Raw genomic sequence first — 25,515 nt, forward strand, 5'->3', positions numbered from 1 at the left:
CGGGAGAGGGGGCGGATCATCGTGACCCGGAGGCTCCAACTTAACACGGGGGCCGCGGCGGGCACCGGCGAACACCCCCAACCGGAGCGCCGTGGTGCTTGACGCATCTCCCGCCTTCCGCATATCCTGAACGAACGGTCGGTAATTATTTATCGGAAATGCATAGGAGCAACCATGGCATCGCAGACCCTGCAGTCAGTGCCCGGAGAGCCGACAGCGGCACGGCACGAACAGAGCCTCGAAGATGTGGCCCGGCGTGACGCTGAAGGCCAGGCATACTTCGACAAAGTCATGGCGGATGACTCGCGGATCGAACCCCGCGACTGGATGCCCCCGGCGTACCGCAAGACCCTGCTGCGCCAGATCTCGCAGCACGCGCACTCGGAGATCATCGGCATGCAGCCGGAAGCCAACTGGATCTCCCGCGCCCCCAGCCTCAAGCGCAAGGCCATCCTGATGGCCAAGGTCCAGGACGAGGCCGGCCACGGCCTGTACCTGTACTCCGCCGCCGAAACCCTCGGCCAGCCGCGCGACCAGATGAACCAGGACCTGATGGACGGCAAGGCCAAGTACTCCTCCATCTTCAACTACCCCGCCCGCACCTGGGCGGACATGGGTGCCATCGGCTGGATGGTCGACGGCGCCGCTATCGCCAACCAGGTGCCGCTGTGCCGCGCCTCCTTCGGCCCGTACGGCCGTGCCATGGTCCGGGTCTGCAAGGAAGAGTCCTTCCACCAGCGCCAGGGCTTCGAGATCCTCCTGGAACTCTCCCACGGCACGCCCGAGCAGAAGCAGATGGCCCAGGACGCTGTGAACCGCTGGTACGCCCCTGCCCTGATGATGTTCGGCCCGCCGGATGACGATTCGCCCAACTCCAAGCAGTCCATGGCCTGGAACATCAAGCGCTTCAGCAACGACGAACTGCGCAACCGCTTCGTCGGCATGATGATGGAGCAGGTCAAGGTCCTGGAGCTCACCCTCCCGGACAAGGACATCCGCTTCAACGAAGAAACCAAAAAATGGGAGCACGGCCCGCTGGACTGGGATGAATTCCACGAGGTCCTCGCCGGCCGCGGCCCCTGCAACGCCCAGCGCCTGGAACGGCGCCGCGAAGCACACAACAACGGCACCTGGGTCCGCGAAGCCGCCGCCGCCTACGCGGAAAAGCAGAGCCGGAAGCAAGCAGAAAAGGAATCCGCAGCATGACCACCCCCGAACCGCACGCAGGAAACGTCTGGCCCATCTGGGAAGTCTTCGTCCGCTCCAGCCGCGGCCTTTCCCACGTCCACGCCGGCTCCCTGCACGCCCCGGACGCCGCCATGGCCCTGCGCAACGCCCGTGACCTCTACACCCGCCGCAACGAAGGCGTGTCCATCTGGGTTGTCCCGGCGGACGCCATCGCCTCCAGCGATCCGGACGCCAAGGGCTCGTTCTTCGAGTCGCCCCAGGGCAAGGACTACCGGCACGCGACGTACTACACCAAGAGCGAGGGCGTGAAGCACCTGTGAGCACCACACCTGAAACGGCCGGCCACGGGGACATCTCCGTCGGGGTCAAGGGAGCCAGCGGCAGCGGCGAGGCCACTGCCAGCGCCACCCGCATCACCCCCGGCAACGCCCTCCGCCCCGAGGACATCGCCCTCGCCGTCAGCCGCGGCACCGCGAAGCCGAGCGAGGACGTCGCCGAGTTCGCCCTGCGCCTGGGCGACGACGCCCTGATCCTCGCGCAGCGGCTCGGCCACTGGATCTCCCGCGCCCCGGAGCTCGAGGAGGACATCGCCCTCGGCAACATCGCCCTGGACCAGCTGGGCCATGCCCGGTCCTTCCTCAGCTACGCCGGCGGCCTTGACGGCCGCAGCGAGGACGACCTCGCGTACTTCCGCCGCGAGCCTGAGTTCCGGTCCGTCGAGATTTTCGAGATCCCGAATGGCGACTTCGCCGTCACCATCGCCCGCCAGTTCGTCGTCAGCTACTACCAGTTCGAGCTCTACCGCCGACTGACGCAGTCCACCGACGCCACCCTGGCCGGCATCGCCGCCAAGGCCGTCAAGGAAGTGGACTACCACCGCGACCACAGCGCCCAGTGGGTGCTGCGCCTGGCCCAGGGCACGGACGAGTCCCGCGAGAAGATGATCCACGGCTTCAAGGTCATCTGGCCCTACGTCGACGAGCTCTTCCGCGACGACGAGCTCACCGCCCGCCTCAGCGAGTCCGGTGCCGCCGTCGAGCCCTCCAGCCTGCGCGCCGACTTCGACCGCCTCACCGGCGAGGTCCTCGCCGCAGCCGAACTCGACGTTCCCAAGGTCCAGCCCGCCCCCGGCGGCGGACGCAAGGGGCTGCACTCCGAACACCTCGGCTACCTCCTCGCCGAAATGCAGGTGCTCGCCCGCGAGTACCCCGGAGCAAGCTGGTAACCATGCCTGAGATGGACACCAAGACGGCCGAGCAGAAGGCCTGGGACATCGCGGCCACGGTCTGCGATCCGGAAATCCCCGTCCTCACGGTTGCGGACCTGGGGATTCTCCGGAACGTCCAGTTGTTCGACGACGGCGGGCAGGTTCCCGCCGTCCAGGTCACCATCACGCCGACCTACTCCGGCTGCCCCGCGATGGACGCTATCCGGGACGACCTGACGGCGGCGTTCCACACTGCCGGATACCCGCACGTCCGCGTCGAACTGGTCCTCTCCCCGGCGTGGACCACCGACTGGATGACCGAGTCCGGCAAGGCCAAGCTGCAGGAATACGGCATCGCCCCGCCGTCGGGCCACACTGCTGTTGATGGGAAACCAGTCCGGCATGCCGGGCCGGTCCGCTTGTCTCTCGCGGTCAAATGCCCGCAGTGTTCATCGCTGAACACCAAGGAACTCACCCGCTTCGGTTCCACCTCCTGCAAGGCGCTGTACGTCTGCCAGGACTGCAAGGAACCGTTCGACTACTTCAAAGTTTTGTAAGGAAGCACTCATGCCTGTTGTCCGCCAGACCGCCGCTGAAACGGCTGCAGCCACCGGCCGCCGTCGCGCGTCCTTCCACCCGCTGACGGTGGATGAGGTCCGCCGGCTCACCGATGACGCGATCGAGGTGACCTTCGGGGTCCCCGCTGAGCTCGCAGGCCAGTTCGACTACCTCCCGGGCCAGTACGTCGCCCTGCGCACCACCCTCCGGGATGAGTCCGGCGAGCCGAAGGAAATCCGGCGCAGCTACTCGATCTGCGCCGAACCGCGGAGCTTCGCGGACGGCAGCAGCGAAATCCGGGTCGCCATCAAGAAGGACCTGGGCGGGCTGTTCTCCACCTGGGCGAACGCCGAGCTCAAGGCCGGCGACGTCCTGGACGTGATGAGCCCGATGGGCGCGTTCGTGTCCAAGCACGGCCGTGACGGCAAAGAGCAGAACCTGATGACCTCGATGAACCATCCGCAGGATATGGAAACTGCGCTCGCGGGGGAGCCCGGCTCCTTCGTCGCGATCGCCGCCGGTTCCGGCATCACCCCGGTCATCGCGATTGCCCGGACGCTGCTCGCGGCGCACCCGGAAACCCGCTTCGACCTGGTCTACGCCAACAAGGCCGCCATGGACGTGATGTTCCTCGAGGAACTTGCCGACCTCAAGGACAAGTACCCCGCCCGGCTCGCCCTGCACCACGTGCTCTCACGCGAACAGCGCATCGCCCCGCTGCTCAGCGGCCGGATCGACGCCGAGAAGCTGCAGGCCCTGCTGGGAACCGCCATCCACGCCGACGACGTCGACGAGTGGTTCCTGTGCGGCCCGTTCGAGCTCGTCCAGCTGTGCCGGGACACCCTGGCCGAGCGCGGCGTCAACCCGGACCACACCCGCTTCGAACTGTTCACCACCGGCAAGCCGGACCGCCCCGAGGGCAACGCCGGCCGCCCCGTGATTGTGGACGAGTCCCAGGCCACGTACAAGATCACGTTCAAGCTGGACGGACTCCAGGGCGAGGTGGCCAGCCCCACGCACGCCCGCGAATCGATCCTCAACGCGGCCCTGCGGGTCCGCCCGGACGTGCCGTTCGCGTGTGCCGGCGGCGTCTGCGGAACCTGCCGCGCCAAAGTGGTCACCGGTGCCGTCACCATGGACGAGAACTACGCGCTGGAGCAGGACGAACTGGACAAGGGCTACGTGCTCACCTGCCAGTCCCACCCCACCACGCCGGAAGTCACCGTCGACTTCGACGTCTAGCAGCCCAGCCCGCTTCCCGCCCCGACCCAGGAGCCCCATGATTTCCCTCTCCATCGCCGACGGCGTCGCCGAGATCGTCCTTGACGCCCCCCACAAGCTCAACTCGCTGGACGAGCAGGCCCTCCGGGATCTGTCACGGGCGTACGACGACGCCGCTGCCGCCGCCTCGCGCGGCGAGGTCCGGGCGCTGCTGCTGCGGGGAGAGGGCCGCGCCTTCTGCGCGGGCCGGGACATCGCCGGCGTCACGCCGGAGACGGACGACGTCCAGGGGTACCTGGGCGGGCTCCTGCGGCCGCTGCTCAAGAAGATGAGCGCTTTCCCGGCCCCCACCTTCGCGGCGGCCCAGGGCGCCTGCCTGGGCGTCGGGCTGGGGCTGTTGCTGGCGACGGATGTGGTCTACGTGGCGGAGAACGCCAAGTTTGGCTCGCCCTTCGCGAACCTGGGTGCCACACTCGATTCCGGCGGCCACTGGTACTTCACCGAACGCCTCGGGATGCACCGGACCCTGGACCTGATTTACACGGCCGAGCTCATGAGCGGGGCGGACGCCGTGGCGCAGGGAATGTTCAGCCGGGCCATGCCCGCAGCGGATCTCCTGGAGAACACCCGCGCCATCGTTGCCAAGGCCGCCGCCGGCGCCACCAGTGCGTTCACGGCCAGCAAGGAACTCGTGGCGCACATCCGGGACCAGCGCCTGGGCCTCTGGGAGTCCATGGAGGAAGAGAATGCCGAGCAGGCACGCCTCTGCCAGACCGCGGACTACGCCGAGGGATTCCAGGCCTTCCAGGAGAAGCGCAAGCCGGTCTTCAAGGGCTAACGGCACCAGAGTACGGGCTACGCGGGACCAAGTTGTCTCGCTACTTGTCTTTCAGGCCAGCCATTCTCATTTCGAAGGTGCCCTTGTAAGGTTCGGTTATGACTTTGGGGAAACCAGTAACTAAAGCTGTCATTCCTGCCGCCGGACTGGGAACACGGTTCCTGCCCGCCACCAAAGCGATGCCCAAGGAAATGCTGCCGGTGGTCGACCAGCCGGCCATCCAGTACGTTGTCGAGGAGGCCGTCCGTGCCGGCCTGACCGACCTGCTGATGATTACCGGCCGGCAGAAGCGTGCGCTCGAGGACCACTTCGACCGTGAGCCCAGCCTGGAACGCGCCCTGGAACTCAAGGGCGATCTTGAGAAACTCGAAGCCGTCCAGCACGCTTCTTCCCTGGGGCCCCTCTACTACGTGCGCCAGGGGGACCCGAAGGGACTGGGCCACGCTGTCCTGTGCGCCCGCCAGCATATCGGTGACGAGCCGTTCGCTGTGCTGCTCGGCGATGACCTGATCGACGAACGCGATGAGCTGCTGAGCACCATGATCGAGGTGCAGGCCCGGACCGGCGGCTCGGTGGTCGCCCTGATTGAGGTGGATCCTGCAGAGATCAGCGCCTATGGCTGCGCCGATGTTTCAGCCGTCGACGGCGAGGGCCACGTGCGCGTCAACCGGCTCGTGGAAAAGCCGTCCATCGCCGATGCCCCCTCGAACCTGGCCGTCATTGGCCGCTACGTGCTCCACCCGGCGGTCTTCGACGTGCTGGAGGAGACAGAGCCCGGCCGCGGCGGGGAAATCCAGCTCACCGATGCCCTGCAGACGCTTGCCACGTCGGACTGCCAAGGCGGGGGTGTGTACGGGGTGGTCTTCAAAGGCCGCCGCTATGACACCGGCGACAAGCTGAGCTACCTCAAGGCGGTCATCTCCATCGCCGCCGAACGGGTCGAATTCGGCGAGGAGCTCAAGGCCTGGATGAAGGCGTTCGTCAGCTGACCACCACGTCATTGCGCCGGTACATAAATGTCCTGGCCAGGAGGAAACCCAACAGCGTTCCGAAGGTGTTTGTGGCGACGTCAATAAGGCTCGGGAAACGGTGCTGGAGGAACAGCAGCTGGCCCAGCTCCATGCATGCTGAGGCCAGTGCGCCCAGAACCACGGTTTGCCGCCAGTTGGAGCCTAAGCCAAGCGTCGCGGCGAGCCCCAAGGGAACAAAAAGAAGCACGTTCGCCGTTGCTTCCACGGTGCCGTAGCTGAACCAACCCGGTACTCCCGCTGAGTGCAAACGTGAGAGTACGTCGGCCAGCACGCCCTGTGCCGGGGCATCCACGGGCGTCGGCCAGAAGCCAATGAGGGCCAGGACTGCCAGATACCCGGCTAAGAGCCATCCCCACAATGCTATGGGCCTAGGAGTCGTCATCCGCGGCTCAGGCTGTTCTGGCCAACGCCAGGACGGCAACGCCAAGGGAAACTACGGCGAGCAATCCCAGTGCAAGGTAGGGGAGTGCGGCCCACGGAAATCCACCGAGGGAGAACCGCGGAAACGGGGGAAGGGACAGCCGAGGCAGGTGCCGTCTGGTCCGCCAATGTCTCCCCATACTTCCCATAGATATCACAGGTCCGCCGCAGCAGTGGGCGCTGCCTTAAAACAAAACGAAGGGTGGCTGTTTCTGCGGGACTTCACAGAAACAGCCACCCTTCGTTGGGGTAATGCTTAGGCTGCTACCGGTGCCTTGGCACGGCGGCGAACCACAACTACCGAGGTGATGCCGGCTGCGAGGGCGCCGCCGCCCACCAAGGACCAGAGGAGCAGGCTGGTGTCTGCGCCGGTGTTGGCCAGTGCGGTTCCGTTGCCCGTGTCTGCAAGGCTGGTGCCGACTGCCGCGCCGGAGACCTTCACCGTGGCGGTCACGGTCTTGCCGGAGGTCTGTCCGGTTGCGGTCAGGGTGTAGGTACCGGCTTCGCTGATGCTGACCGGGAACGCGAAGTTGCCGTTGGCGTCAGCCTTGGTGCTGAAGGTCTGCGTTGCGAGCGGCAGGTTGATCTTGGCGGGGACAGCCATGCTGACACCACCGCCGAAACCGCCGCTCGAGGCCTGCGGAGCACCGGTGAGGGTGACCGTGACGGTGATGGATTCGCCAGCGGTGAAGCCCGAGCCGGAGAAAGTAAAGGTTTCGCCCGGGGCTACGGTTCCGTCGGAGACAGTGCCCTCCGTTACCGGTGCCGGGTAGGTGTTGGCTGCCATGGCCGGAACCGCACCAACCATTGCTATGGATCCGGCAAGCGCGATTGCTGCAAGTGATTTCTTCATGTGTCCCCCTGAGACCGTAAATACGCGTGTTACGTCAATGGTGGAGATTTCGGGTCCACGAATGGTCCCAGGATGAAATCTCATAAGTTAAGTCCTTGCAGACACTAGCATCTGGAACCTGTGTTACCAAAGTTACGCAAGTTACTTTACCAACTGTTTACTCAACGGTTACTTTGACGCACCGCACCCAGCGTTCTCCGGGGGCAGAATGACCTCTTTGAGAGCCTGGACCGTGGGCGTCACAACCACTGTAGGGTCGGTGTGCTGGACGATTTTTCCGAAGGTGAATTCCACTTCACTGCTTTGGCCAGGAGCCAGCGTGACTGTTAGCGTGCCCACCGGCCGATTGGCGTGGTGTTGGGCGGAGAAGTTCGCCTTCTTGCCGTCAACGAGGGCAGTTTCCACATCAGCTTGGGTGGGGCCGTAGGCGATCACATTGGTGCGGACAGAGCCAGCCCGCACTCCAAAGGCACCGCCTCCAGTTACGTACTCGGGAAGGGATGCGGCTGCGTCTGCTGGGGCGGCATTGGTGCTCGTGATGCGCACCTTGACCTGCCGGTAGCCGTCACCCGTGCATTCCTCCACGAGTTGCACAGTCCGTTTGACGTAATAGTCCATTTTGGCGCCGGTGCCGTCGTTGAAGTAGACGCCGAACTGAGCGGGGGAGTTGCTGGGGCCGGCGATTGAGCCGCTGAGGGGATACTTCGCGATGATGTCTTGTTCAGCGCTTGTGCCGGACCAGACGAGGACCCGGCCCTCTGCCGTTCCGCGCGAGAGGCTTTCGATCAGACCCTTGGCTTCGCCCGTTCCGCTCGAAAGGGCGGCGAAGATTTCCTTTGCCACGCCAGCGAAGTACAGGTCCTGGAGTTGGGGCCGTTCGATCTTGGCATAAACGTCCGAAAGGAGAGTCGCGACAACATTCTTGCCGTTCAGCTCAGCCGGGAGGCCGGTCTTGGTCAACGCGAGCAATTCTGGACTGCGGATCTTTACCGGCCCGGTCGCGTCCAGGACGTAACCCAGAGCGACGGGGTCCAAGGAAATCACGCCGTCCACGTGCTGGCCGGTCTTTTTCTCCCACATGGCCTGCGCCGTGCTGGCCGCGGTGGGGAAGTCCGGCGTCAGGTTGACGTCCTGCATGTACATGCCCAAACGCGGGGAGTAGATCTGCTGCTGCTCCGGATCCACCGGGAACGTCGGGGACATGATCCCCACCTCGGCTGCGCTGCTCTGCGCACCCAGCGTCAGCTTGCCCTTGTCCAGCGTGAGAACCGCCAGCGCTCCGGGAATGCCTCCCGAGGCCCGGGACTCAGCGTTGTTCTGGATCATGAGCAGATAGTTCCGTTGCCCGTCGGATCCCAACATGCCGGGCGCGACATCTGCGACGCTCGCCGTGGCATCCAGGGCTCCGGTCACGGCCTGCAGCTGCTCCCGGGCGCGCGTCAGCGGTTCAGCTACTTGCGGCCAGAGACTGTCGGCATCGATGTTGCCCAGCCGTTCGGCAGAGGCCCGGACGGCGTGGGCTGCGGCCGAAACACTGGGGGAGGCGGCGTGGATGGGCCCGAGGTCTGTTCCCCCGCTGCCTGGCAGCAGGCTGTCCCAATTGAGGGATTCGAACACTTTCACCAGCGGGGCAACACCCAGTGTGGAGACATCGTCGGCTGAACGGGCAACTTCAGCGACGGCGCTGAAATTGGCTCCGATCCACGGGGTAGAAGCGGCTAGAGTCCAAAGCGGATCCCCGGCTGCCTGGCGGGCCGCGGCCGTGTGGGCTCGAAGTTTTTCCGAAGTAGCAGCCGCCTCTTGTGGCCTGTCGGCAGCAATATTGTCTTTGAGTTCGGAGATGAGGTGGGTGGTTGCATCCAGTTCATCCTTAATGATGGTGGCCCGCGTGCTCAGCCAAGCCGCTGAAGCCACAGTGAGGACTGCCGTGAGCACCAGCCCCAATGAAGCACTTAGGATGCGGCGGCGCTGCGACTCCCCGCCAGAAGTTGACTCGGTGCGCCTAGGTTGCCCATTGGTTTTGAGTGCGGCCCCGGTGGGCGCATTAAAATTCTCCATTGCCTGAAGCCCTCAATCCAAAGTTACTGATGGTTGGTATGAGCATTTTTTCCTTTTGGAGGACTGTTGGCAGCGCCATTCGCCTTAGTAAGCGCCTGCGCCACGAAATACGGCCCGAAAAGTCTTCAGCAGGATCATTAGATCTCCAGCGAGGGACCAGTTCTCCACGTAGTAGAGGTCGAGCCTGACTGAGTCCTGCCAGGATAGATTCGAGCGCCCGCTAACCTGCCATAGCCCAGTGAGACCGGGCTTGACCAATAGCCGGCGACGAACGTCATGCTCATACGCTGCGACTTCGGATGGTAAAGGCGGGCGCGGTCCGACGAGACTCATGGAGCCAATGAAGACGTTGAACAGTTGGGGAAGCTCGTCCAAGCTGAACCTCCTGATGAACTTCCCCACGCGAGTGACGCGAGGATCGTTCTTCATCTTGAACAGAAGTCCGTCTCCGTCGCTAAGCTCCGCTAGCTCAGTCAGCCGTTGCTCAGCGTCGACAACCATGGACCTGAATTTCAGCATTTCGAAACGCTGCCCCTCCATCCCTACTCGTTGTTGCTTGAAGAGGACCGAACCCCGGCTTTCCATTCTTATGAGCAAAGCCACCGTCAACATGGCAGGCGAAGCGATGACGATGATTAGCGCTGACGCTAGAACGTCGAACAGACGCTTTGCGACACCCTGACCGCCATCCAGGGTCGGCGTTGTAACATGAATCAGGGGTAGCCCCGCAACCTGTTGAGTGTGAATTCGAGGTCCTGCGATGTCAGTTAAAGCTGGCGCCATGATCAATCCGACGTTGCGGGAGGCCAGTTCCCAGCCCAAGTGCCGAAGCGTTTGGGGATGCAGCTGGACTCCAGCGGACACGGCTACGGCATCAGCGCCGCACGCGTCGATTGAAGCGATAATGGTGCGCACATCCGGGGTGCTGCCCAACACTGGTAATCCGGACTCCGGTTCGATTCCGGTGTCCGTGTGTGTACCTGGCGTATAGGCCGCAATCGGTAGATATCCCGCATGCTTGGCTCGGACGAGGGAGGCTGACAGGTGGGCCACGGCGCTGGGACCTCCCAAAATGAGCAGACGTGACATGCTGTGGCCGCTCTGACGGGTGACATTGAGGTGCTGTCGAACAAGCCAGCGGCCGAGCAGTAGCCCCACCACCCCTACCGGAAGCGCAACCCCAACATAGCCTCGTGCGGTATCGATGTGGAGGACGTAGGAAACGATGGCGATAAGCCCAAAAAGCCAGAGTGAGGCTGCCGCGACGCGCTTGTACTCGTCGGGACCAGCCCCAAGAACTCGAGGCTGTCGGCTGTTCCAGGCACCAAGCATGAGCCACCAGACGACAGCCAGCGCCACGGAGAGCCAAGCGTAATTAGGTTCCTGCCCAGCGACCAAGAAGTTCGGTTCAACACCGAATCGAATGGTGAACGCCCCAGCCACAGCCCAAACCACGACAAAAGCGTCCACAATTCGCAAACGGCGTGAGGATCGTGCTCGCCAATCAGTGCCCGCAGGCATCAGATTTCCCCCAATTCCAAGTCATGACTACTCATCGACTTTAGCGTGGAGAACGAGTTCAACAGGCTTACTGAGTAGTCGTGTACAACAATAGCCGGAGCGTGTTCTGCTCGCGTGCACCAGCGGACGGCTCGACTGAGGTTCCAGGCGCTGAGATTCGCAGAATGGTCGCGTGCTGGTCACCTCAGTCTTGCAGGCCGCGAGCAATACCGGCCCTTCGCATGAAGGGCCGCAATACCTTCCCAAGATGCTCACGACGCGAACAGTGATTTCGCATCGCGAATTCTGGGAACTTTCATCGGCTGTTCGCGTTCGGAGCGGGGGAGCCTGTCGATGTGGTTGGTTTTCGGCAGCTGGCATCGGGCATGGGTTGACCACTACTGTCAACTCAACACTCTGGGTGCTAATTCTTCTTGCCAACTATTCAACACAACAGTAAATACCCTCAGTGCTTTCAAGCTAGCGAAGGCCACAGGAAAAACCAAGAAGATAGTGGTGAGGATGCTGCCGCGAAAACCTAGTGTTGAAATTAGCACTACTATTCCCGCAACTATAGAAGTAGCAAGAGCAGGAAAGAAAACCAAGCCGGCGGTCCGCCGGAGACTCCATGCGAAAGCCCTCTGTGAGACAATTAGCGATTGAATCATAAAAGCAGCTAAAGTCACAATGCCGCCACCGATGATGCCAAGAGAGGGAATTAGGAGCAAGGCCGTCACAACAGTAAAGGCAGCGCTGACCATCGTTGACATCATGACGGCGGTTGAACGACCTTCATTTAGTAGACCGGCGATGGCCACAAAGTAAATTGCCCGGGGGAGGGCTGATAGGGCTACAAGTGAAACCAGAACGTAATCGATCGCATAAGACGGAGCCGCGAGGGGCAGAATAATAGGTGCGACACTTACCAGGAGCAGCACCATGCAGGAGGTCAGCCAGAGACTTGGCGAAAGCAATTTTACGAGGACTTCTTTCTTCTCTTTATTTCTTGACCTATGAAAACGAGGAGCCCAAGCGGCCTGCAGTCCCTCGAGAATCATTCCAATCATGCTCCCGGCCATATAAGCTACTTGGTAGCCGCCCACCTGCGTGGCGCCGAGGATTACTCCGATGACAATTCTATCGAAGAGTGCCAGAAGCCACGTGGACAGACCTTGCCCTATGAAGGGAACGGCCAGACGCAACCCCGATCGGACACCGAAGACGTCCCAGTCCGGTTTCGGGTGACGAAACGCAATTAGCATCGCGGTGGCTGCAGTCGACGAGATTACGAGCGCGTAGATGTAGCCCGCGCCTCCAAACGCCTCTGACAGCACTTGAGCTAAAGTCAAGCCTAAAACCAGCTGGAGCAGGGTTGCGGCCAACAGGCGTGAGCTCGCCCCCCGAGCGATGGCGAGACCCTGATAGGTCATTTGTATTGAAGAAATAACGGCCAGAAACAGTGTAGGCGTCACAAGCGCATTGAATTGAGGGCCAAAAATGCGCGGGCCAATTATTAGCGTTCCACAGCCAGTTGCGGCTAGTAGCACGACGGCGAAAGAGATTTGAACAACGACGAGGCTAACCCAAGCCGCACGGTCGGAATTCAGGCGGGGCTGAGCATAGAGCCGGGGCATCGCCGCATTAATACCGAGCGTCATTATGACGCTCAATACGGAGCCTACTGAAATTGCTAGAGATGCCGCACCGTATTCGAATTGTGTCGTCGCGCGCGAAACAATAGGCAACGCCAAGAATGGGAGGCCGCGCTGCGCCGCCAAACTAAAAACGTATGACAGACTCGACACTGCAAAGTGGGGACGTTTCTTACTCGCCACTTGTGTACTCGCTGGCGAGAGATTCTAAAGCATTCGCGGTCACCCGGGCAGAAGAGCCGATATTACATAGATAATCACGAGCGAGCGCCGAAGGCCCGGCTAGGCCGGGAATTTTCATCATAATATCTGCTTTATTCCAGCGCGCAACGGAAATACGCCTATCGGCGAAAAATGGCGTTCTTTGCGCCTGCTTATCAAAAGCATCGTCGGCGCTGAGTGCAAAGAATGTGCGATCGGCCGCCAAAGCTTCCACCAGAACGGTCGAGAATGGCGATGCCACGTGAGATGCCCATTCAATGTCAGCCTCCAATGGGTGAGCGATATGTGCAGTTCGCAGACGCGCGGGGATGGCGGAATCATATACTTCGGCCGGATGAAGTCGAACCCGAACCATACAGCCCTCAATGTCCTGGTCGAGTAGCGATTCGAGGAACGCATACCACTGGGGCGCATATCGTCTTGACCACGCAGGGATGCCGAGCGGTTGGCTGCAGACTAACAATTTTATAGGCTTGGTCTCAGCCGCAGTTATCATCGCATACTTATCCATGCGTGGACAGCCCGTGTGCCGGAACTGAGAACCATCTCCCACGGAAAAGGCAGCATCCCACCCAGGCCCCCAGCTGAGAACTATATGGGGACTGGAACTCCCCATCTTTCCCGCAGACCCTTCCACTAGACCGGAGAGCCTGAGGCCAGCGTCGAGGACTGTCCTGGCAAAGACCCTGGCCCAGGATCCATTCGCATTTGCGCCTCTGGCCGCGACGCCGTCGGGCATCAGAATGACCGTACTGCCGGCTCGCTTCGCCTGTCGGGCCAGGAGCCGCTGGAGTAGGCCGACGTCCTGGGGCAGCACCGTTATGTCCGTCGACGCAATAGGGGACCTTAGCAGTGTGGCGCTTACTCGCCTCAACGAGACGTCGGGGGAGTGGCCGGTAAAACTAACGGGCGAATCGTGGAGGGATCCCGTCCACAGATTCAGATACCTAACCCCAATCGATGAAATATGTCCAGCAACGGCGAGGGCATTCTCCTGCTGAATGCCATTGCCCACGACAAAAATGACTCGGGGCTCGTTCAAGTTCATAGAGCGCCGAGTCTCTTGGACACGATCTTCACGGCCATTGAAATGCTGACGAAGACTCCTTTGCCGTACCGGGACGCGAGGCGGCGAGGATCCTGCGCCAGGCGGCCGATCCATTCAACACCTAAAACGCGCAAAACTGCTGGGGCGCGCCGCTCTTCGCCCGCAAGAAAACCGAACCATCCTCCACATGTCATGACCAGCGCGGGAGGCAGAGCATGTAGGTTGCGATCAGCAAAAACCAACTCGTGGGGTGAGCCTAATCCAAGAAGTACAATATCTGGATTTACACTTCGCAATTCGGCCAGTACTGCCTCCCAATGGTCGTCATCTTTGTAGCCGTCGGTTGCAAAAACGACTTCTCCGTACCCAGTCTCTTCGAGACTCGACCCGGCTGCCTCGGCAAGGCCGGCCTTTCCGCCGACTAAGGCCAACCGAACGGGCCGACCGACCAGACTGCCAATAGCCTCAATAACGGGAACCCCTATGTCCGTGGTGGCTGCACGCTGAATATCCGCGCCGCCGGCCAGCTTGCCTAGCATGACCACTGCTATTCCGTCTGCATAGACCAGCCGGGCACGTTGCAGGGCAGCAATGAACCCATGTGTTGCCAGTGAGTTCAGTCCGCCAACATGAAGGGCTGTGGCGATCTTGGCTATTCCAGTAGCGCGGGCTTCGGTAAACGCTGCAGCAGCGTCCTCAACGATAGAAGACCGATTGGCGTCTGCCACACGCGCAGATTCGGAAATTGCCACGTACCTCAGTCTCACTTCAGGTTGCAGCTCTAGCGACTCCATTTGGTACCTTCTTGACGAGTGAGTGGACTTTGAATGAATCGAGTTTCACGAGGTGGGATCTGATTTGCATGGCCAAGTTTGTGCATTTCATCTCCTATTAGTGAGGGAAGTATTGCGCATGCGGCGCTTGAGAGCATGAAATCTTCGCGTTGCGAATCGGAATGTGGCGTGAAGCGAATCAAGCCGTTGACGTCTAACGACGTGGCTATCCGGTACCGACCCTGGTCGCTCAAAATGAGCGAGAGCTGCCTTATGGTGACGCACACCGAAGCCGCCCCATCGTGTCTCGGACAGCACAGAAGAAGTAGCCATTGCCAGCTTGAAGCCCCCCAAGTAGCCGGTATCGGATCTGAAAGGATTCTACCAAGGCAAGAAGGCTCGGCTGTCATGCGCCGCCGGGCGCGCCAGCTGACTGGTGTCAAATTGGAACACGTCCGTGCTTTTCGTCAATGGGCTGCCCAATAATGGCGCTTGGTTGAATGGCGACGGCAGTGTCATCAGCGAGAAGTATCGGACCGGCGAGAGCCATCGTTTGAGTTTAGGAAAGGATGACCAAGTCTTCTCTCATGAGTTTCGCGTTTGGGCGTCCCGACGATACTAGTTACATTCGAGCTGCAGCCATTCGTGTACTCGGTCGATTACACGCTGCTGGTCAGCCTCCGTGAGCTCCGTCGAACACGGGAGAGACAGACCTCGGGCGAAAAGATCTTCGCCGACGACTCCGCCGACCACGGGTTCGTCCTTGAGCGGCTGCTGCATGTGCAAGGGCCGCCACAGCGACCTAGATTCAATCCCGGCCTCTTCAAGGAAATCCTGAAGCTCGTCGCGGGCAGCCGGTCCGCGGTCGGCCGGAACCTGGATCGAATACAGCCAGTAGGTTGACTCCTGTCCTGGGAGGGTGGGAGGCGTCTGAATGGCCGTTCTGGCGAAAGCAATGTTGTAGCGCTCGGCAACTGCTCGCTTGGCGGCAACGAAATCGTCGAGGCGTTCAAGCTGGGCGACGCCAAGCGCGGCAGCGATGTTGGTCAGCCGGTAGTTGAAGCCGATATCGTCGTGCAGGTACCCACGGTCCGGGAGCCGGGCTTGGGTCGAAAGGTGCTTGGCGCGGCGGGCCAGATCCTCATCGTCGGTGGTGAACATGCCGCCGCCGCCGGTGGTCATGATCTTGTTTCCGTTGAACGAGAAAGCGCCCATATCGCCCACGGTACCCACGTGCCTGCCGGCCAGCGGGCCGGACGTCCACGTTGCCCCTAGCGCCTCGGCGGCGTCCTCGATCACGATGATTCCGTACTCGCGGGCAAGTTCCACCGCCGCCGCGACGTTGGCAGGCTGGCCTAAGATGTGAACAATTTCGATGGCCTTCGGGAGCTTCTCACCCGCAGCCGCTCGGCGCTCCAGTTCTTTGCGGAGCAGATCGACGTCCATGCACCATGACTCTGCCTCAGAGTCGACTAGCAGCAGTTCCGCAAACTGGTAAGATGCGGCGTTCGAGCTCGCCATGAAGGTGAAGTCCGAGACGGCTACCATGTCCCCCGGCTGAATATTGGCCAGCCGCATAGCGATATGCAGCGCGGCCGTACCCGAAGCACAGGCGACGGCATGCCTGGCGCCGACGTATTCGGCGAAGCGGTTTTCGAACTCAATCACGAATTTCCCCACGGAGGAGACGAAGCCAGAGCTGATGGCTTCGTTCATCAGTTCCGCCTCGCGGGCTCCGATGTTGGGAATGGCTAGGGGGACTCGCGTCAAGGTGTGCCTTTCTGGCGGTGTTAGCGGGAGTATGTTGCGGCTGCCGACGCGTCGACGCCCCGGGTCTGGATCCACTCAGCCGTCCTGCGTAGACCGTCCTCAAGACTGATTTGGGGTGTCCATCCGAGTTCCGCGAGTGCTTGGGAGGGGTCCGAAAGCAGGCGCATGACCTCGCTGGCTTCGGGACGCACTCTCTCGTCCTGCGTAATGATTTTGGCCGTTGAGCCGGTGACTTTCGCGGACATTTCTACTAGTTCACCGATGGTGACGTCGTAGCCGGTACCGAGCTGGATAACCTGGCCCTGAAGGGGGATGTCCGCGGTTGCAGCTTTGAAGAAGCCATCAGCGGTGTCGGAGACAAAAGTAAAGTCGCGGCGGGGAGCCAGAGAGCCGAGGTGGATCTTCTCGGCGCCGGCAACCATCTGCTGGAGGACGGTGGGGATGACTGCACGGGCGGACTGGCGGGGTCCGTAGGTATTGAACGGGCGCAGGACCATAACCGGCGTCTCGAAGGAGCTGGCCCAGGCCTCGCAGAGCTTGTCGGCAGCGATCTTCGTTGCGCTGTACGGCGACTGGCCACGGAGTTCGTTGTCGACCGTGATCGGGACGGTTGTAGGGGTCCCGTAAACCTCGGACGTGGAGGTGCTGACCAGCCGTCCGACGTCGTGCCGGCGCACACCTTCGAGAACGTTGAGCGTCCCGACGACGTTCGTCTCTACGTAGGAGCGGGGCGCTTGGTAAGAGTACGGGATGGCGATCAGAGCGGCCAAGTGGAGGACGACGTCGGAGCCCCTGACCAGATCCGAAACGAATTCCGCGTCTCGTATATCGCCCAGCTGCAGGTCCACGGCGTCGCGTTCGGCCGGGCTCAGCTCGTCCAGCCAGCCGTAGGAACCGTTGGAGTTGTACACGCACAGGGCCCGGACATTGGCACCCTCTGCGATGAGTCGCTGGGTGACATGGCTGCCGATGAAGCCATCGGCGCCGGTAACGACCACTGTCTTGCCCTTAATGTCCTGGTAGTTCACGGATATCACTGGCCTTTCGCTGTTGCTAGATCTTTGGGAGTTCCGACATCGATCCAGTCGGACTCAATGGGCCATGCGGCCACGTTCTTAGTGTCGTCTATGCAGGCCTTGACCAATTCCGGCATGGAGAACGGTTCCATGTACGGCACCATGGCCAGAGCCTCGGGCGAAACGGCGTAGATTCCGGTGCTGATTTCGAATTCGACAATCGGCTTCTCCGCCACTGATCTGATCGACCGGCCTTCGCCGATCTCCAGCACGCCGAAAGGCACTTGGTGTGTGTAGGCACGCACCGCGACGGTTACGGCGGCGTGCTTGGAACTGTGGAAAGCCAGGAGGTCCGCCGCGGAGTAGCGGACCATCAGGTCCGCGTTCGTCACGATGATCGGCTCCTTGATATCAGGCATTTCGTGGTGCAGGAGGCTGAGTGCTCCCGCGGTGTTTAGGGGCGTCTCGGGATCCTCGTAAAGGTATCTGATCTTGCAGCCGAGCTGGGAGCCGTCACCGAGGTGGTTCGTGATTTTCGCCGCTAGGTGCGCGACGGAGACGTAGATGTTGGTGATTCCGGACTCGACCAGGCCGAGGATGATCCACTCGATGATAGTGCGGTCGGCCACCTTCATCAGCGGTTTTGGAGTGTCTTTGGTCAAGGAACCAAGCCTGGTCCCCTTGCCCCCGGCCATGATCACAGCGACGTTGCTCAGCAGCTTGCGACCGACGATGTCATTAAGTGTGTGAAGCCCCACGAGTGTTCCGGACGCGTCAACGACCGGCACCTCACTAATGCGCAGGCTACGCATCAGGTCCAGCACCGAGGCACGGGTTGCCTCCGGGCGGACCACATGTGGGTTGCAGTTCGCAAATGGGATCATCGGGGAGTCGAGTTGCGCTCCGCTCAGCAGCCCGCGTCGGACGTCGCCGTCTGTGATGACCCCGCGGAGGCGGCCGTCCTCGTTGGTGACGAGCGCAATCGCTGAAGCACCACGGTCTATTGCTTCCAATGCATGGCGAACGGTGGCTTCAGGTCCCACGCAGACGCTGCTCAGGGGTCCATTAATGGTCATGGATTCAACTCTCCACCGGTAGGTCAACAAAGGTCTTGATCAGTCCCGTGGCATGGCTACCCACAATCACTCGTTCGATTGGCGCAGCCGAGCGGGAACTCCCATACGGGTTGATCACGCTTTGGCACATCATTTGGAACTGCGGACTCAGGGCCTTCTCGATACTGGCGTGCAATGCGTTTGGTTCTTCCCGACAGTGCAACACATTGGCCCCATGCTCGCGGCCCTGCTGTCGGTCGCCGACGTTCACCACAGGCACCTGGAACGACGCCGCCTCGAGGATCCCTGAAGACGAATTCCCGACCAGCGCCCGCACCGTGGCCATGACGCGGGGGTAGAGCGGCCCGAGGCTCTCGCGCACGACTACGCCAGGGAGGTTCCGGCTCTGGATCTCCTCGAGGACTGCAATTATGTCCTCCCGGCCGGCGTCGAAACCTGGGTACGTAAGGATGGCGGTGCCGGCTTGGGCGAGGGTTTCCTCGAAGACCTCGCGGCAACGCTCGCCGGCGTCCGTTCCCGTTTCGGCGGTCGGCGGATGATATGTGGCCATCACCAGTGGCTGCACGAGCGGAACGCCGAATTCAGCGTGGAATTCGTCGTCGCTCAACGGCACAGGGTGGGCGAATCGGTCGAGGCCAGGAGCGCCGGTCTGGTGGATCCGCTCGGCGGATTCGCCCAGCTGGGCAACCCTGCGAGCAGCTTGGGCTGTGCTAACGCAGTGCTGGTCCGCCAGCTTGGTCACTGCGTGGCGGACCCGCTCATCCAGGGAGCCCTCGGTGACCTCGCCACCGTGCAGGTGGATCAGGCGTATGCCGTTGATCACCATGGGCGGCAGCACATACAGCAGTTCCCAGCGGTCGCCTAGTACGACGGCGGCGTCCGGCTGCACTTCGGGCAGCAGCTTCGCCATGGCGGTGGACAGCGCGCCGCCGATCAGCGACTGTCGATGCGCCGACGGATTTTCCAAGTAAAGTCCCAGCTCGTGATGGGTGAACGTGTCAGGTGGCAGCCCAGCCTCTATTAGCCTAGACAGCGCTGTGCCGCTCGGGAACCCGACGGCCGTGGCCACATGTAGCTGGACGCTGGAGTCGGCGGCCAGGGCTGCCAGTACCGGACCCAGCGGAAAGAGATCCGCCCGGGTGCCGGCGAACGCAAGGACTTTCATGTCAGGCGAGGTCCCCTGCAGTGACGGGTGAGCCTGCGACGATGGCGCGTTTGGTCTGTCGTCCGATGACCAGGGCCGAAGGTGAGAGTCCGCCTTCGGGGCGCAGGATGGCGACGTCGTCGGCCGTGATTGTGGCTCCAGCAGGGATCTCCCGTACGGCGTGGAAGGAACGGCGCACCAGAGCCGCGTTGGCTTCCTCACTGGGCATGCGTCGTTTGTTGCCGTCCCCGACCGCGAAGTGCACTTCCCGGACAAGGCGCACGTAGTCCGTAAATTCTGCCCGCTCCAGGGATGCGGAATGATCCGGACCTCTGCGCGTCTTGTCCATGGTGATGTGTTTTTCAAGCAGCGTGGAGCCGAGCGCGGTGGCAGCGATGGCCGTCACTGACCCCGGGGTGTGATCCGACCATCCGACCTCGACGCCAAATTCCTTGCGCAACGCAGGAATGGCACGGAGGTTGGCTTCCGCGAGGGGTGCGGGGTATGCGGAAACACAGTGCAGCAATACCGTAGCCGGCGCGTTGGCCGTCGCCTCGAGTGCCGCGGCGATTTCCTCGCGGGTGCCCATGCCGGTTGACACGATCATCGGGATGCCGAACTCGGCGATCGCCGCCAGGTATGGGGTGTTGGTGAGCTCCCCGGACCCGATCTTTAGCCCGGGCACGCCCAGTTCCGCCAGCATCAGGGCGCTGTCGTAGTCGAACGGTGTGGAAAGGAACGTGATGCCACGTTCCGTACTGTGGTCCCGCAGTTCGGACCAGGCGGACTCGGGCAGGGTGAGCCGGGCCAGCATCTCCGACTGGGATTCCGAAAATCCTGCTGCCTTCTGGTACGGCGTCGTATCGGCGGACCCGGTGACCAGAGCTTCCGGCTTGAAAGTCTGGAACTTGACCGCGTTTGCACCCGTATCAGCTGCCAGGTCGATGAGTTCATGGGCCACGGCCACATCACCGTCGTGGTTAACGCCGGCCTCCGCAATGATGAAGATCTCCTCGGAAGGGCCGATGCGGTGGCTGCCAAAAACCACGGAGGAGGAAATCGGGTCATGAATCAACTGGCTGGACCTTTCGTAGATACAAGTCGCTGTGCGGGCACTCCCACATATGTTGTCATACCGGCCAACGGCCGTGTGGCCACCGCACCTGCCCCGAGCACCGCGAAGTCTCCGACGGAGATGCCGGGCAGGATGCGGGCGCCGGAGCCCAGAAACACTTGGAGTCCTGTGACTGCCGCCCCAAGCAAGACGGCGCCCGGAGCAATGTGAGCACCGGCTCCAACGACCGCATCGTGTTCAACGACAGCGCTGGTGTTTATGACCGCTGCATCGCCGATCCGGGCCAACGCACTCACGTGCGCGTGCTCGCAGACCTGGCTAAGGCCGCCGAGGACTGCGGTGCTGTCTACGGTCGCGCTGCGGGCTACAAGCGGAACGGCCAGTCCGGCGAAGCGAGAGTCCAAAAGGATCGAGTCGGCCACCCTGGATCGGACGGCGTTGTCGCCGATTCCGATGGCAATGGCGAGTGAATGGCGCGCTGCGTAATCCAGGGCCTCTACGTCATTCCCAAAACAGACCGGGAGGATGCCGTCATGGCCCGCAAAGGCGGGGGCCAAGTCCCGATCATCCTCGGGCGCTCCCGTCTTACCAAAGGATCGGTCGCTGACCGCGGCGATTCGTTCGCCGCGGCCACGGATTATGGCGGCCACGCTGCGTCCGTGGCCGGAAGCGCCGATGATTAGCCACGCCGTTTTCTGTTGGATTTGCCCATCCATATAAGTCGCAGCGCCTTTGAGAATAGAGTTGACATGTGACCGTTTCATCATATGGGTAAAGGTCCAAGGCGGGCGCTTGGACCTCCCGAAACACGCTAATGCAACTCGGAAACGTCTGAAGGTGACTTCGTTTGCGCGAACGTCCCAAGAAGGAGGTCATAGCCTCCGATAGTATGCTTGCCACAAAGCTGTCCCCCTGCCAGCGAATAAATAGGACCCTGAGGATCACAAGAACCAATGAGTGACAAAGTTCGCACACCCAAAATTCTCGCGGTCATTCCCGCGCGCGGAGGCTCCAAGGGACTTCCGGGCAAGAATATCAGGCCCCTCATGGGTAAGCCGCTGATTGCCCATACCATCACACTGGCCGCTCAGCTGGGTGCAAACGTTCGTTACATTGTCTCCACCGATGACCCAGAGATAGCTGCTGCTGCCACCCTTGCCGGTGCCGACGTTCCCTTCCTTCGTCCGGCCGCACTGGCCAATGACACGGCCCCCATGACGGTTGTGCTCCGCCACGCGCTGGAGACTATGGAGGACTTGGATAACTGCCAGTACGACATGGTCCTCCTACTGGATCCCACCAGCCCCACCAGGACCGCGGAAAGCGTGCTTGAGGCCATAGCCCAGCTGAACTCTAGTTCCGGGTTGGACGGAGTGATCGCGGTGTCCGAACCAACTTTTAACCCCGTCTGGGTCGGAGTTCGCCATAAGGGGGGGAAGAGCAACGAACTGGAACGGTACTTCCCTGAGGGCACCGGTGTTGTCCGGCGTCAGGACGTGCCCCGCTTTCTTCGAATCAACGGAAGCTTTTACGTCTGGTGGGCACAGTACGTCCGCAGAATGGAATCGAGCTGGTTTGACGAAGGAACTCACGGGTACATTGAAATTTCAGAACTTCGAGCGTTCAGCATCGATGATGAGAGTGAGTTCCGGCTGGTCGAAGCGGCCGTAAAGACCGGTCTCTCGCCATTGCCAGGCTACGACGCAGCATCTGGTCTCCAGGGCTAATTAAGCAGCATCCCTGCACATTGAGGGCTGGTTCCCATGAGATGGATTGGGAATTCAGTTCTTGTTAGCGGTAGCACGTCAGCCACGTAATTTTGTGGCCAGGAACGTTGGCTTAAGCATCGATATTGTTTCGTTTGAGCATCTCCCTTGGACCTCATCCTTCAGGCCCGAACCTGTCCCTCGGACTGTTGGGTTTAACTACAGGAAGGGTCCGACGTGCTGGCGGGGTCCCGTTTTGCGATAGTCCGTGGGCTGCCATGACCGCAAATGGCCCCCAGTGGTAGGGCCACATTTGAAGGTGTGGGCGCAGCTAGAAGGCTGCGGTTGCTTCCGTTGTCCCTTGATCTCTTCGAGGGCGCGGTGTCCGCTGTCCGGGATGCGTCCGAGCTACTTGATGCCCAGATGAACCCAGTACTCGGGGCCAGATCGCTGGCCTTGCCGGGGACCGTCATGATCCGGCCCCGGTTCGGTCAGCCTTGAGGACCATCTGGACGAGTTTCCCCCGGGGCTTCCGTGGCAGGTCGGCGTTGGCTTAGGACATAAGGAAAGAGTGCCTCGCGGACTTTCAAATGAGTATATGTCTCACCGATGCCGCAGGCGATCCTCTTACGTCAGCGGCCGGTTTTCGTCGTGATGTAGACATTCCCTTGAGGTCACCCCAACATTCAGGCTGGTGTCCGTATTGCCACCGCCGCCGGGGGCAGCGACCCCACACACAAAGTCTGTAACCCGTCTTGCCGGTCCGTTAGAGGACATTAGTGCGGTAAGAACTAATCTTGCCCGCCAGAGCCGAACGCTTCTAGGGTGCTTCCGCCGGATGCACCCAGAGCGACTCAGCCTATGCACTGCTCTAGACTCTGATGGTCATCTCCAGGATGAATTACCAGTCACCGATTTCGATCCGGGAAAGGACGTCGGTGGACGTTCCTGATCCTCGAGAATTGTCGCCCTAAAGTCGCCGACTGGCCAGGCATCTGCAGACGCGGCTTCCGATGCCGTCGAGTTTTTTTTCCCTTGACCTCTACCTGCTGTATCAACCGCATTGTCGGTTTGGCCGTAGTAGGCATAAGCATAGGCGTCCGGCCCCTTGGCGGGCACCCGATTGAGAACAATTCCCAGAAGGTTGGCATCAACCATCTGCAGGGCCTTAAACGACTTCTCTAGATCGTGAAGTTTAGTCTTGAGTGCGCCGACGACGACTATCACACCGCCGACGTGCCGGGACAGCACTGCGGCGTCAGTGACCGGCAGCAGAGGAGGCGCATCGATGATCACCATATCGAAGGCTTGATCAAGGCGTTCCACGAGTTGTTTCATTGCGTCGGATCCCAGTAGTTCACTAGGATTCGGCGGAAGTTCGCCTGATGTTAGAACGTAGAGAGTGTCTTCGCCCCACTGCTGAAGCAGGTCATTCACATCCGCGAGTCCAACGAGTGCTGTGGTTAGCCCTGCGTTGCGGTCGAGCCCCAAATAGTCATTGATCATGGGACGTCGCAGATCGGCGTCGACTAAGCAAACTGTCTGACCAGCCTGGGCTAGGGCTATCGCCAGATTCGTGGCGGTCGTGCTCTTGCCCTCTCCAGGGAGCGAGGAAGTTACTACCACCGATGTGGCCCTGCCGGATACATTGGCGAACTGTAAGTTCGTCCGAAGCTGGCGAAATGACTCCGCTCTGGGACTTTGTGCCGGAGCCTGAGTCAGCAGCGGCTTCTTGGTTGCGTCCTGACTAAAAGCAACCACGCCCAGCAGCGGAGCATCGGTCACGCGTCGAAGTTCGATTTCACCGCGAACGCGGGAGTCCAGGGTCGACCGGAGAATAGCCGCAGCAACACCGAGTGAAAGTCCTACAAGTAATCCCAAAATCAGGTTGAGATGAGTGTTCGGGGCGGCCGGACTAGAGGGCGCCACTGCCGGTTTTGTTAGCGATAGGCGTACAGGCGAAGATCCGCCAGTCTTTGGCTTCTCGAGTGAGTCCACTGCTTGGATGAGGCTGTTGGCGACGGCTTGCGCTAGTCCAGCAGCTTGGACTGGAGATCCGTCGTCTACGGCGATGTTGATCAGGACAGTACTGGCATCGGACGAGGCTTTTATGCGCCCCGCCAGCTCGTTTGCTGTTATAGACAGTCCAAGCGTGTCAATAACAGGTTGAAGAACAGCCGGAGACTCGACGATCTTCACATATGACTGCACACGCGCTTGACTGAAAGTATTTCCTTGCTGCAGCTCCTGAATTGAGCCTGAGCCCTGAATGGCTACGAACAACTGGGTGTCCGCTGTGTAGGTTGGCTTGGTCAGGGCAGAAGCGAGACCGCCGACCAACAGCCCAACCAAGGTCGCCGCCGTGATGATTACCCAGTTACGGCGTAGCATGTGCAGATAGTTGTGAAGTTCCAAACCTTGGGTCCCCCCGGGATAATCGCTGGGGGCTGCTTGCAGCGGTCCACCAGTGCGGCAAGATTCTTGCCTCGGTCAACTGTACCGGCCCGCGGGCGGATCGTGCGGAAGTTTGCATCGCGTCGCTCCGGCGCCTACTGATACTTGCTGCGTCATGGTTCGGCGCAGCCGGCAGGAAAGGGGTTCGGCCTGACCAAAAACCCACATTCCCCGGTTGGTTCCGGCTACCGAGTATCCAAATCCTCAAACACCAGGAAAGTCTGGGTGTCCAGCACCCCGGGCATGGACTGCAGCTGGTCGAAGATCACCCGGCGCAGATCGATGTTGTCCACGGCTCGCACCAGCAGGATCACATCGAAATCCCCGCCCACCAGCGCGATGTGGTGCACCTCCGGAATGGCGCGGAGCAGTTCCCGCAGCTCCCGCCAGGAATGCTGCCGGACTTTCAGGGTGACGTAGGCCGAGGACTTGAGGCCTGCCTTGATCGGATCCACCAGTGCCGTGAACTTGGTCAGCACGCCCTCGCCGGTCAGCCGCGCAATCCGCGTGTAGGCGTGGGCGCGCGAGATGTGGACGTTCTCCGCGACCTGCGTAACGGACATCCGGCCGTCCCTGGTCAGTTCGGCAATGATGTTCCGGTCCACCTCATCCAGCGGCACCGCCGTCTGGTCCGCCTCGTCTTCTGCCATTCGTCCACAACCCCCGCCGGTAATCCAGCTCACACTATCGATTCGTCTTCCAGAA

General features: G+C 61.3%; 24 protein-coding genes and 1 pseudogene. 9 read left to right on the forward strand and 16 right to left on the reverse strand.

All coding sequences use genetic code 11. From position 1 onward, the window contains the following. Positions 1–174 precede the first annotated feature (174 nt). The 7 genes from paaA to galU all read left to right on the forward strand — a co-directional run bounded on the left by paaA (position 175) and on the right by galU (position 6,001). Complete coding sequence (gene paaA, locus GXK59_RS01910) at positions 175–1,206, forward strand: 1,2-phenylacetyl-CoA epoxidase subunit PaaA (RefSeq protein WP_160663929.1); 1,032 nt, start codon at positions 175–177, stop codon at positions 1,204–1,206. After that, positions 1,203–1,508: a 1,2-phenylacetyl-CoA epoxidase subunit PaaB gene (paaB, locus tag GXK59_RS01915; protein ID WP_024367847.1), complete on the forward strand. Its 306-nt coding sequence runs from the start codon at positions 1,203–1,205 to the stop codon at positions 1,506–1,508. Before paaA ends, paaB begins: the two co-directional genes overlap by 4 nt. Continuing rightward, on the forward strand, positions 1,505–2,413 hold the full coding sequence (gene paaC, locus GXK59_RS01920; protein WP_160663931.1) for a 1,2-phenylacetyl-CoA epoxidase subunit PaaC: 909 nt from the start codon (positions 1,505–1,507) through the stop codon (positions 2,411–2,413). Before paaB ends, paaC begins: the two co-directional genes overlap by 4 nt. A 2-nt stretch (positions 2,414–2,415) precedes the next feature. Further along, on the forward strand, positions 2,416–2,952 hold the full coding sequence (gene paaD, locus GXK59_RS01925; RefSeq protein ID WP_160663933.1) for a 1,2-phenylacetyl-CoA epoxidase subunit PaaD: 537 nt from the start codon (positions 2,416–2,418) through the stop codon (positions 2,950–2,952). 10 nt (positions 2,953–2,962) lie between these two features. Then, a complete protein-coding gene (gene paaE / locus GXK59_RS01930) occupies positions 2,963–4,195 on the forward strand; it encodes a 1,2-phenylacetyl-CoA epoxidase subunit PaaE (RefSeq protein ID WP_160663935.1) in 1,233 nt (410 codons plus the stop codon). A gap of 37 nt (positions 4,196–4,232) precedes the next feature. Further along, a complete protein-coding gene (locus tag GXK59_RS01935) occupies positions 4,233–5,012 on the forward strand; it encodes an enoyl-CoA hydratase/isomerase family protein (RefSeq protein WP_160663937.1) in 780 nt (259 codons plus the stop codon). 98 nt (positions 5,013–5,110) lie between these two features. Continuing rightward, a complete protein-coding gene (gene galU / locus GXK59_RS01940) occupies positions 5,111–6,001 on the forward strand; it encodes a UTP--glucose-1-phosphate uridylyltransferase GalU (RefSeq protein ID WP_160663939.1) in 891 nt (296 codons plus the stop codon). On the opposite strand, the gene GXK59_RS01945 is transcribed toward galU, so the two are convergent. The 13 genes from GXK59_RS01945 to GXK59_RS20965 form a co-directional block, all read right to left on the reverse strand. Continuing rightward, a complete protein-coding gene (locus tag GXK59_RS01945; RefSeq protein WP_160663941.1) occupies positions 5,994–6,425 on the reverse strand; it encodes a VanZ family protein in 432 nt (143 codons plus the stop codon). The two genes, galU and GXK59_RS01945, sit on opposite strands and share 8 nt — an antisense overlap. 294 nt (positions 6,426–6,719) lie before the next feature. Then, positions 6,720–7,316, reverse strand: a complete 597-nt coding sequence (locus GXK59_RS01950; RefSeq protein ID WP_160663943.1) for an LPXTG cell wall anchor domain-containing protein — start codon at positions 7,314–7,316, stop codon at positions 6,720–6,722. Positions 7,317–7,484: 168 nt separating this feature from the next. After that, positions 7,485–9,251 carry a DUF4012 domain-containing protein gene (locus GXK59_RS01955; protein ID WP_237393748.1) on the reverse strand — a complete coding sequence of 589 codons (1,767 nt, stop codon included), beginning with the start codon at positions 9,249–9,251 and terminating at the stop codon, positions 7,485–7,487. A 207-nt stretch (positions 9,252–9,458) separates the two neighbouring features. Further along, positions 9,459–10,895 carry a sugar transferase gene (locus GXK59_RS01960; RefSeq protein ID WP_160663947.1) on the reverse strand — a complete coding sequence of 479 codons (1,437 nt, stop codon included), beginning with the start codon at positions 10,893–10,895 and terminating at the stop codon, positions 9,459–9,461. A 383-nt stretch (positions 10,896–11,278) separates the two neighbouring features. Continuing rightward, entirely contained in the window at positions 11,279–12,709 is a 1,431-nt protein-coding gene (locus GXK59_RS01965; protein WP_337248052.1) for a lipopolysaccharide biosynthesis protein, read from the reverse strand. Then, positions 12,699–13,259 (reverse strand): hypothetical protein, encoded by a 561-nt coding sequence (locus GXK59_RS01970; protein ID WP_160663951.1) that lies wholly within the window; start codon positions 13,257–13,259, stop codon positions 12,699–12,701. The genes GXK59_RS01965 and GXK59_RS01970 overlap by 11 nt, the downstream gene beginning before the upstream one ends. A gap of 533 nt (positions 13,260–13,792) precedes the next feature. Continuing rightward, positions 13,793–14,548 (reverse strand): WecB/TagA/CpsF family glycosyltransferase, encoded by a 756-nt coding sequence (locus tag GXK59_RS01975; protein WP_160663953.1) that lies wholly within the window; start codon positions 14,546–14,548, stop codon positions 13,793–13,795. 639 nt (positions 14,549–15,187) lie between these two features. After that, a complete protein-coding gene (locus tag GXK59_RS01980) occupies positions 15,188–16,414 on the reverse strand; it encodes an aminotransferase class I/II-fold pyridoxal phosphate-dependent enzyme (RefSeq protein WP_272927700.1) in 1,227 nt (408 codons plus the stop codon). Continuing rightward, on the reverse strand, positions 16,360–17,367 hold the full coding sequence (locus GXK59_RS01985; RefSeq protein ID WP_237393749.1) for an SDR family NAD(P)-dependent oxidoreductase: 1,008 nt from the start codon (positions 17,365–17,367) through the stop codon (positions 16,360–16,362). Before GXK59_RS01985 ends, GXK59_RS01980 begins: the two co-directional genes overlap by 55 nt. A 5-nt stretch (positions 17,368–17,372) precedes the next feature. Further along, positions 17,373–18,431 (reverse strand): sugar phosphate nucleotidyltransferase, encoded by a 1,059-nt coding sequence (locus GXK59_RS01990; RefSeq protein WP_160663959.1) that lies wholly within the window; start codon positions 18,429–18,431, stop codon positions 17,373–17,375. A 4-nt stretch (positions 18,432–18,435) separates the two neighbouring features. After that, positions 18,436–19,596 (reverse strand): UDP-N-acetylglucosamine 2-epimerase, encoded by a 1,161-nt coding sequence (gene neuC, locus GXK59_RS01995; RefSeq protein ID WP_160663961.1) that lies wholly within the window; start codon positions 19,594–19,596, stop codon positions 18,436–18,438. Position 19,597: 1 nt separating this feature from the next. After that, positions 19,598–20,650 carry an N-acetylneuraminate synthase family protein gene (locus GXK59_RS02000; RefSeq protein WP_237393750.1) on the reverse strand — a complete coding sequence of 351 codons (1,053 nt, stop codon included), beginning with the start codon at positions 20,648–20,650 and terminating at the stop codon, positions 19,598–19,600. Beyond that, entirely contained in the window at positions 20,647–20,946 is a 300-nt protein-coding gene (locus GXK59_RS20965) for a hypothetical protein (protein WP_443094301.1), read from the reverse strand. The genes GXK59_RS02000 and GXK59_RS20965 overlap by 4 nt, the downstream gene beginning before the upstream one ends. Between GXK59_RS20965 and GXK59_RS20560 the strand changes: the two genes are divergently transcribed. Further along, positions 20,857–21,120, forward strand: a complete 264-nt coding sequence (locus tag GXK59_RS20560; protein WP_237393751.1) for a hypothetical protein — start codon at positions 20,857–20,859, stop codon at positions 21,118–21,120. The genes GXK59_RS20965 and GXK59_RS20560 overlap by 90 nt on opposite strands. Here GXK59_RS20560 and GXK59_RS20970 read toward each other — a convergent pair. Further along, a pseudogene (locus GXK59_RS20970) lies at positions 21,121–21,417 on the reverse strand (PglD-related sugar-binding protein); the annotation flags it as partial. Positions 21,418–21,603: 186 nt separating this feature from the next. Here GXK59_RS20970 and GXK59_RS02010 point away from each other — a divergent pair. After that, positions 21,604–22,377: an acylneuraminate cytidylyltransferase family protein gene (locus GXK59_RS02010; protein ID WP_160663965.1), complete on the forward strand. Its 774-nt coding sequence runs from the start codon at positions 21,604–21,606 to the stop codon at positions 22,375–22,377. An 864-nt stretch (positions 22,378–23,241) separates the two neighbouring features. On the opposite strand, the gene GXK59_RS02015 is transcribed toward GXK59_RS02010, so the two are convergent. Both GXK59_RS02015 and GXK59_RS02020 read right to left on the reverse strand, forming a co-directional pair. Continuing rightward, positions 23,242–24,771 (reverse strand): polysaccharide biosynthesis tyrosine autokinase, encoded by a 1,530-nt coding sequence (locus GXK59_RS02015; RefSeq protein ID WP_160663967.1) that lies wholly within the window; start codon positions 24,769–24,771, stop codon positions 23,242–23,244. A gap of 224 nt (positions 24,772–24,995) precedes the next feature. Further along, positions 24,996–25,460: an Lrp/AsnC family transcriptional regulator gene (locus GXK59_RS02020; protein WP_160663969.1), complete on the reverse strand. Its 465-nt coding sequence runs from the start codon at positions 25,458–25,460 to the stop codon at positions 24,996–24,998. Between the last annotated feature and the right edge of the window lie 55 nt (positions 25,461–25,515).

The organism is Pseudarthrobacter sp. ATCC 49987, assembly GCF_009928425.1.
GTDB lineage: Bacteria > Actinomycetota > Actinomycetes > Actinomycetales > Micrococcaceae > Arthrobacter.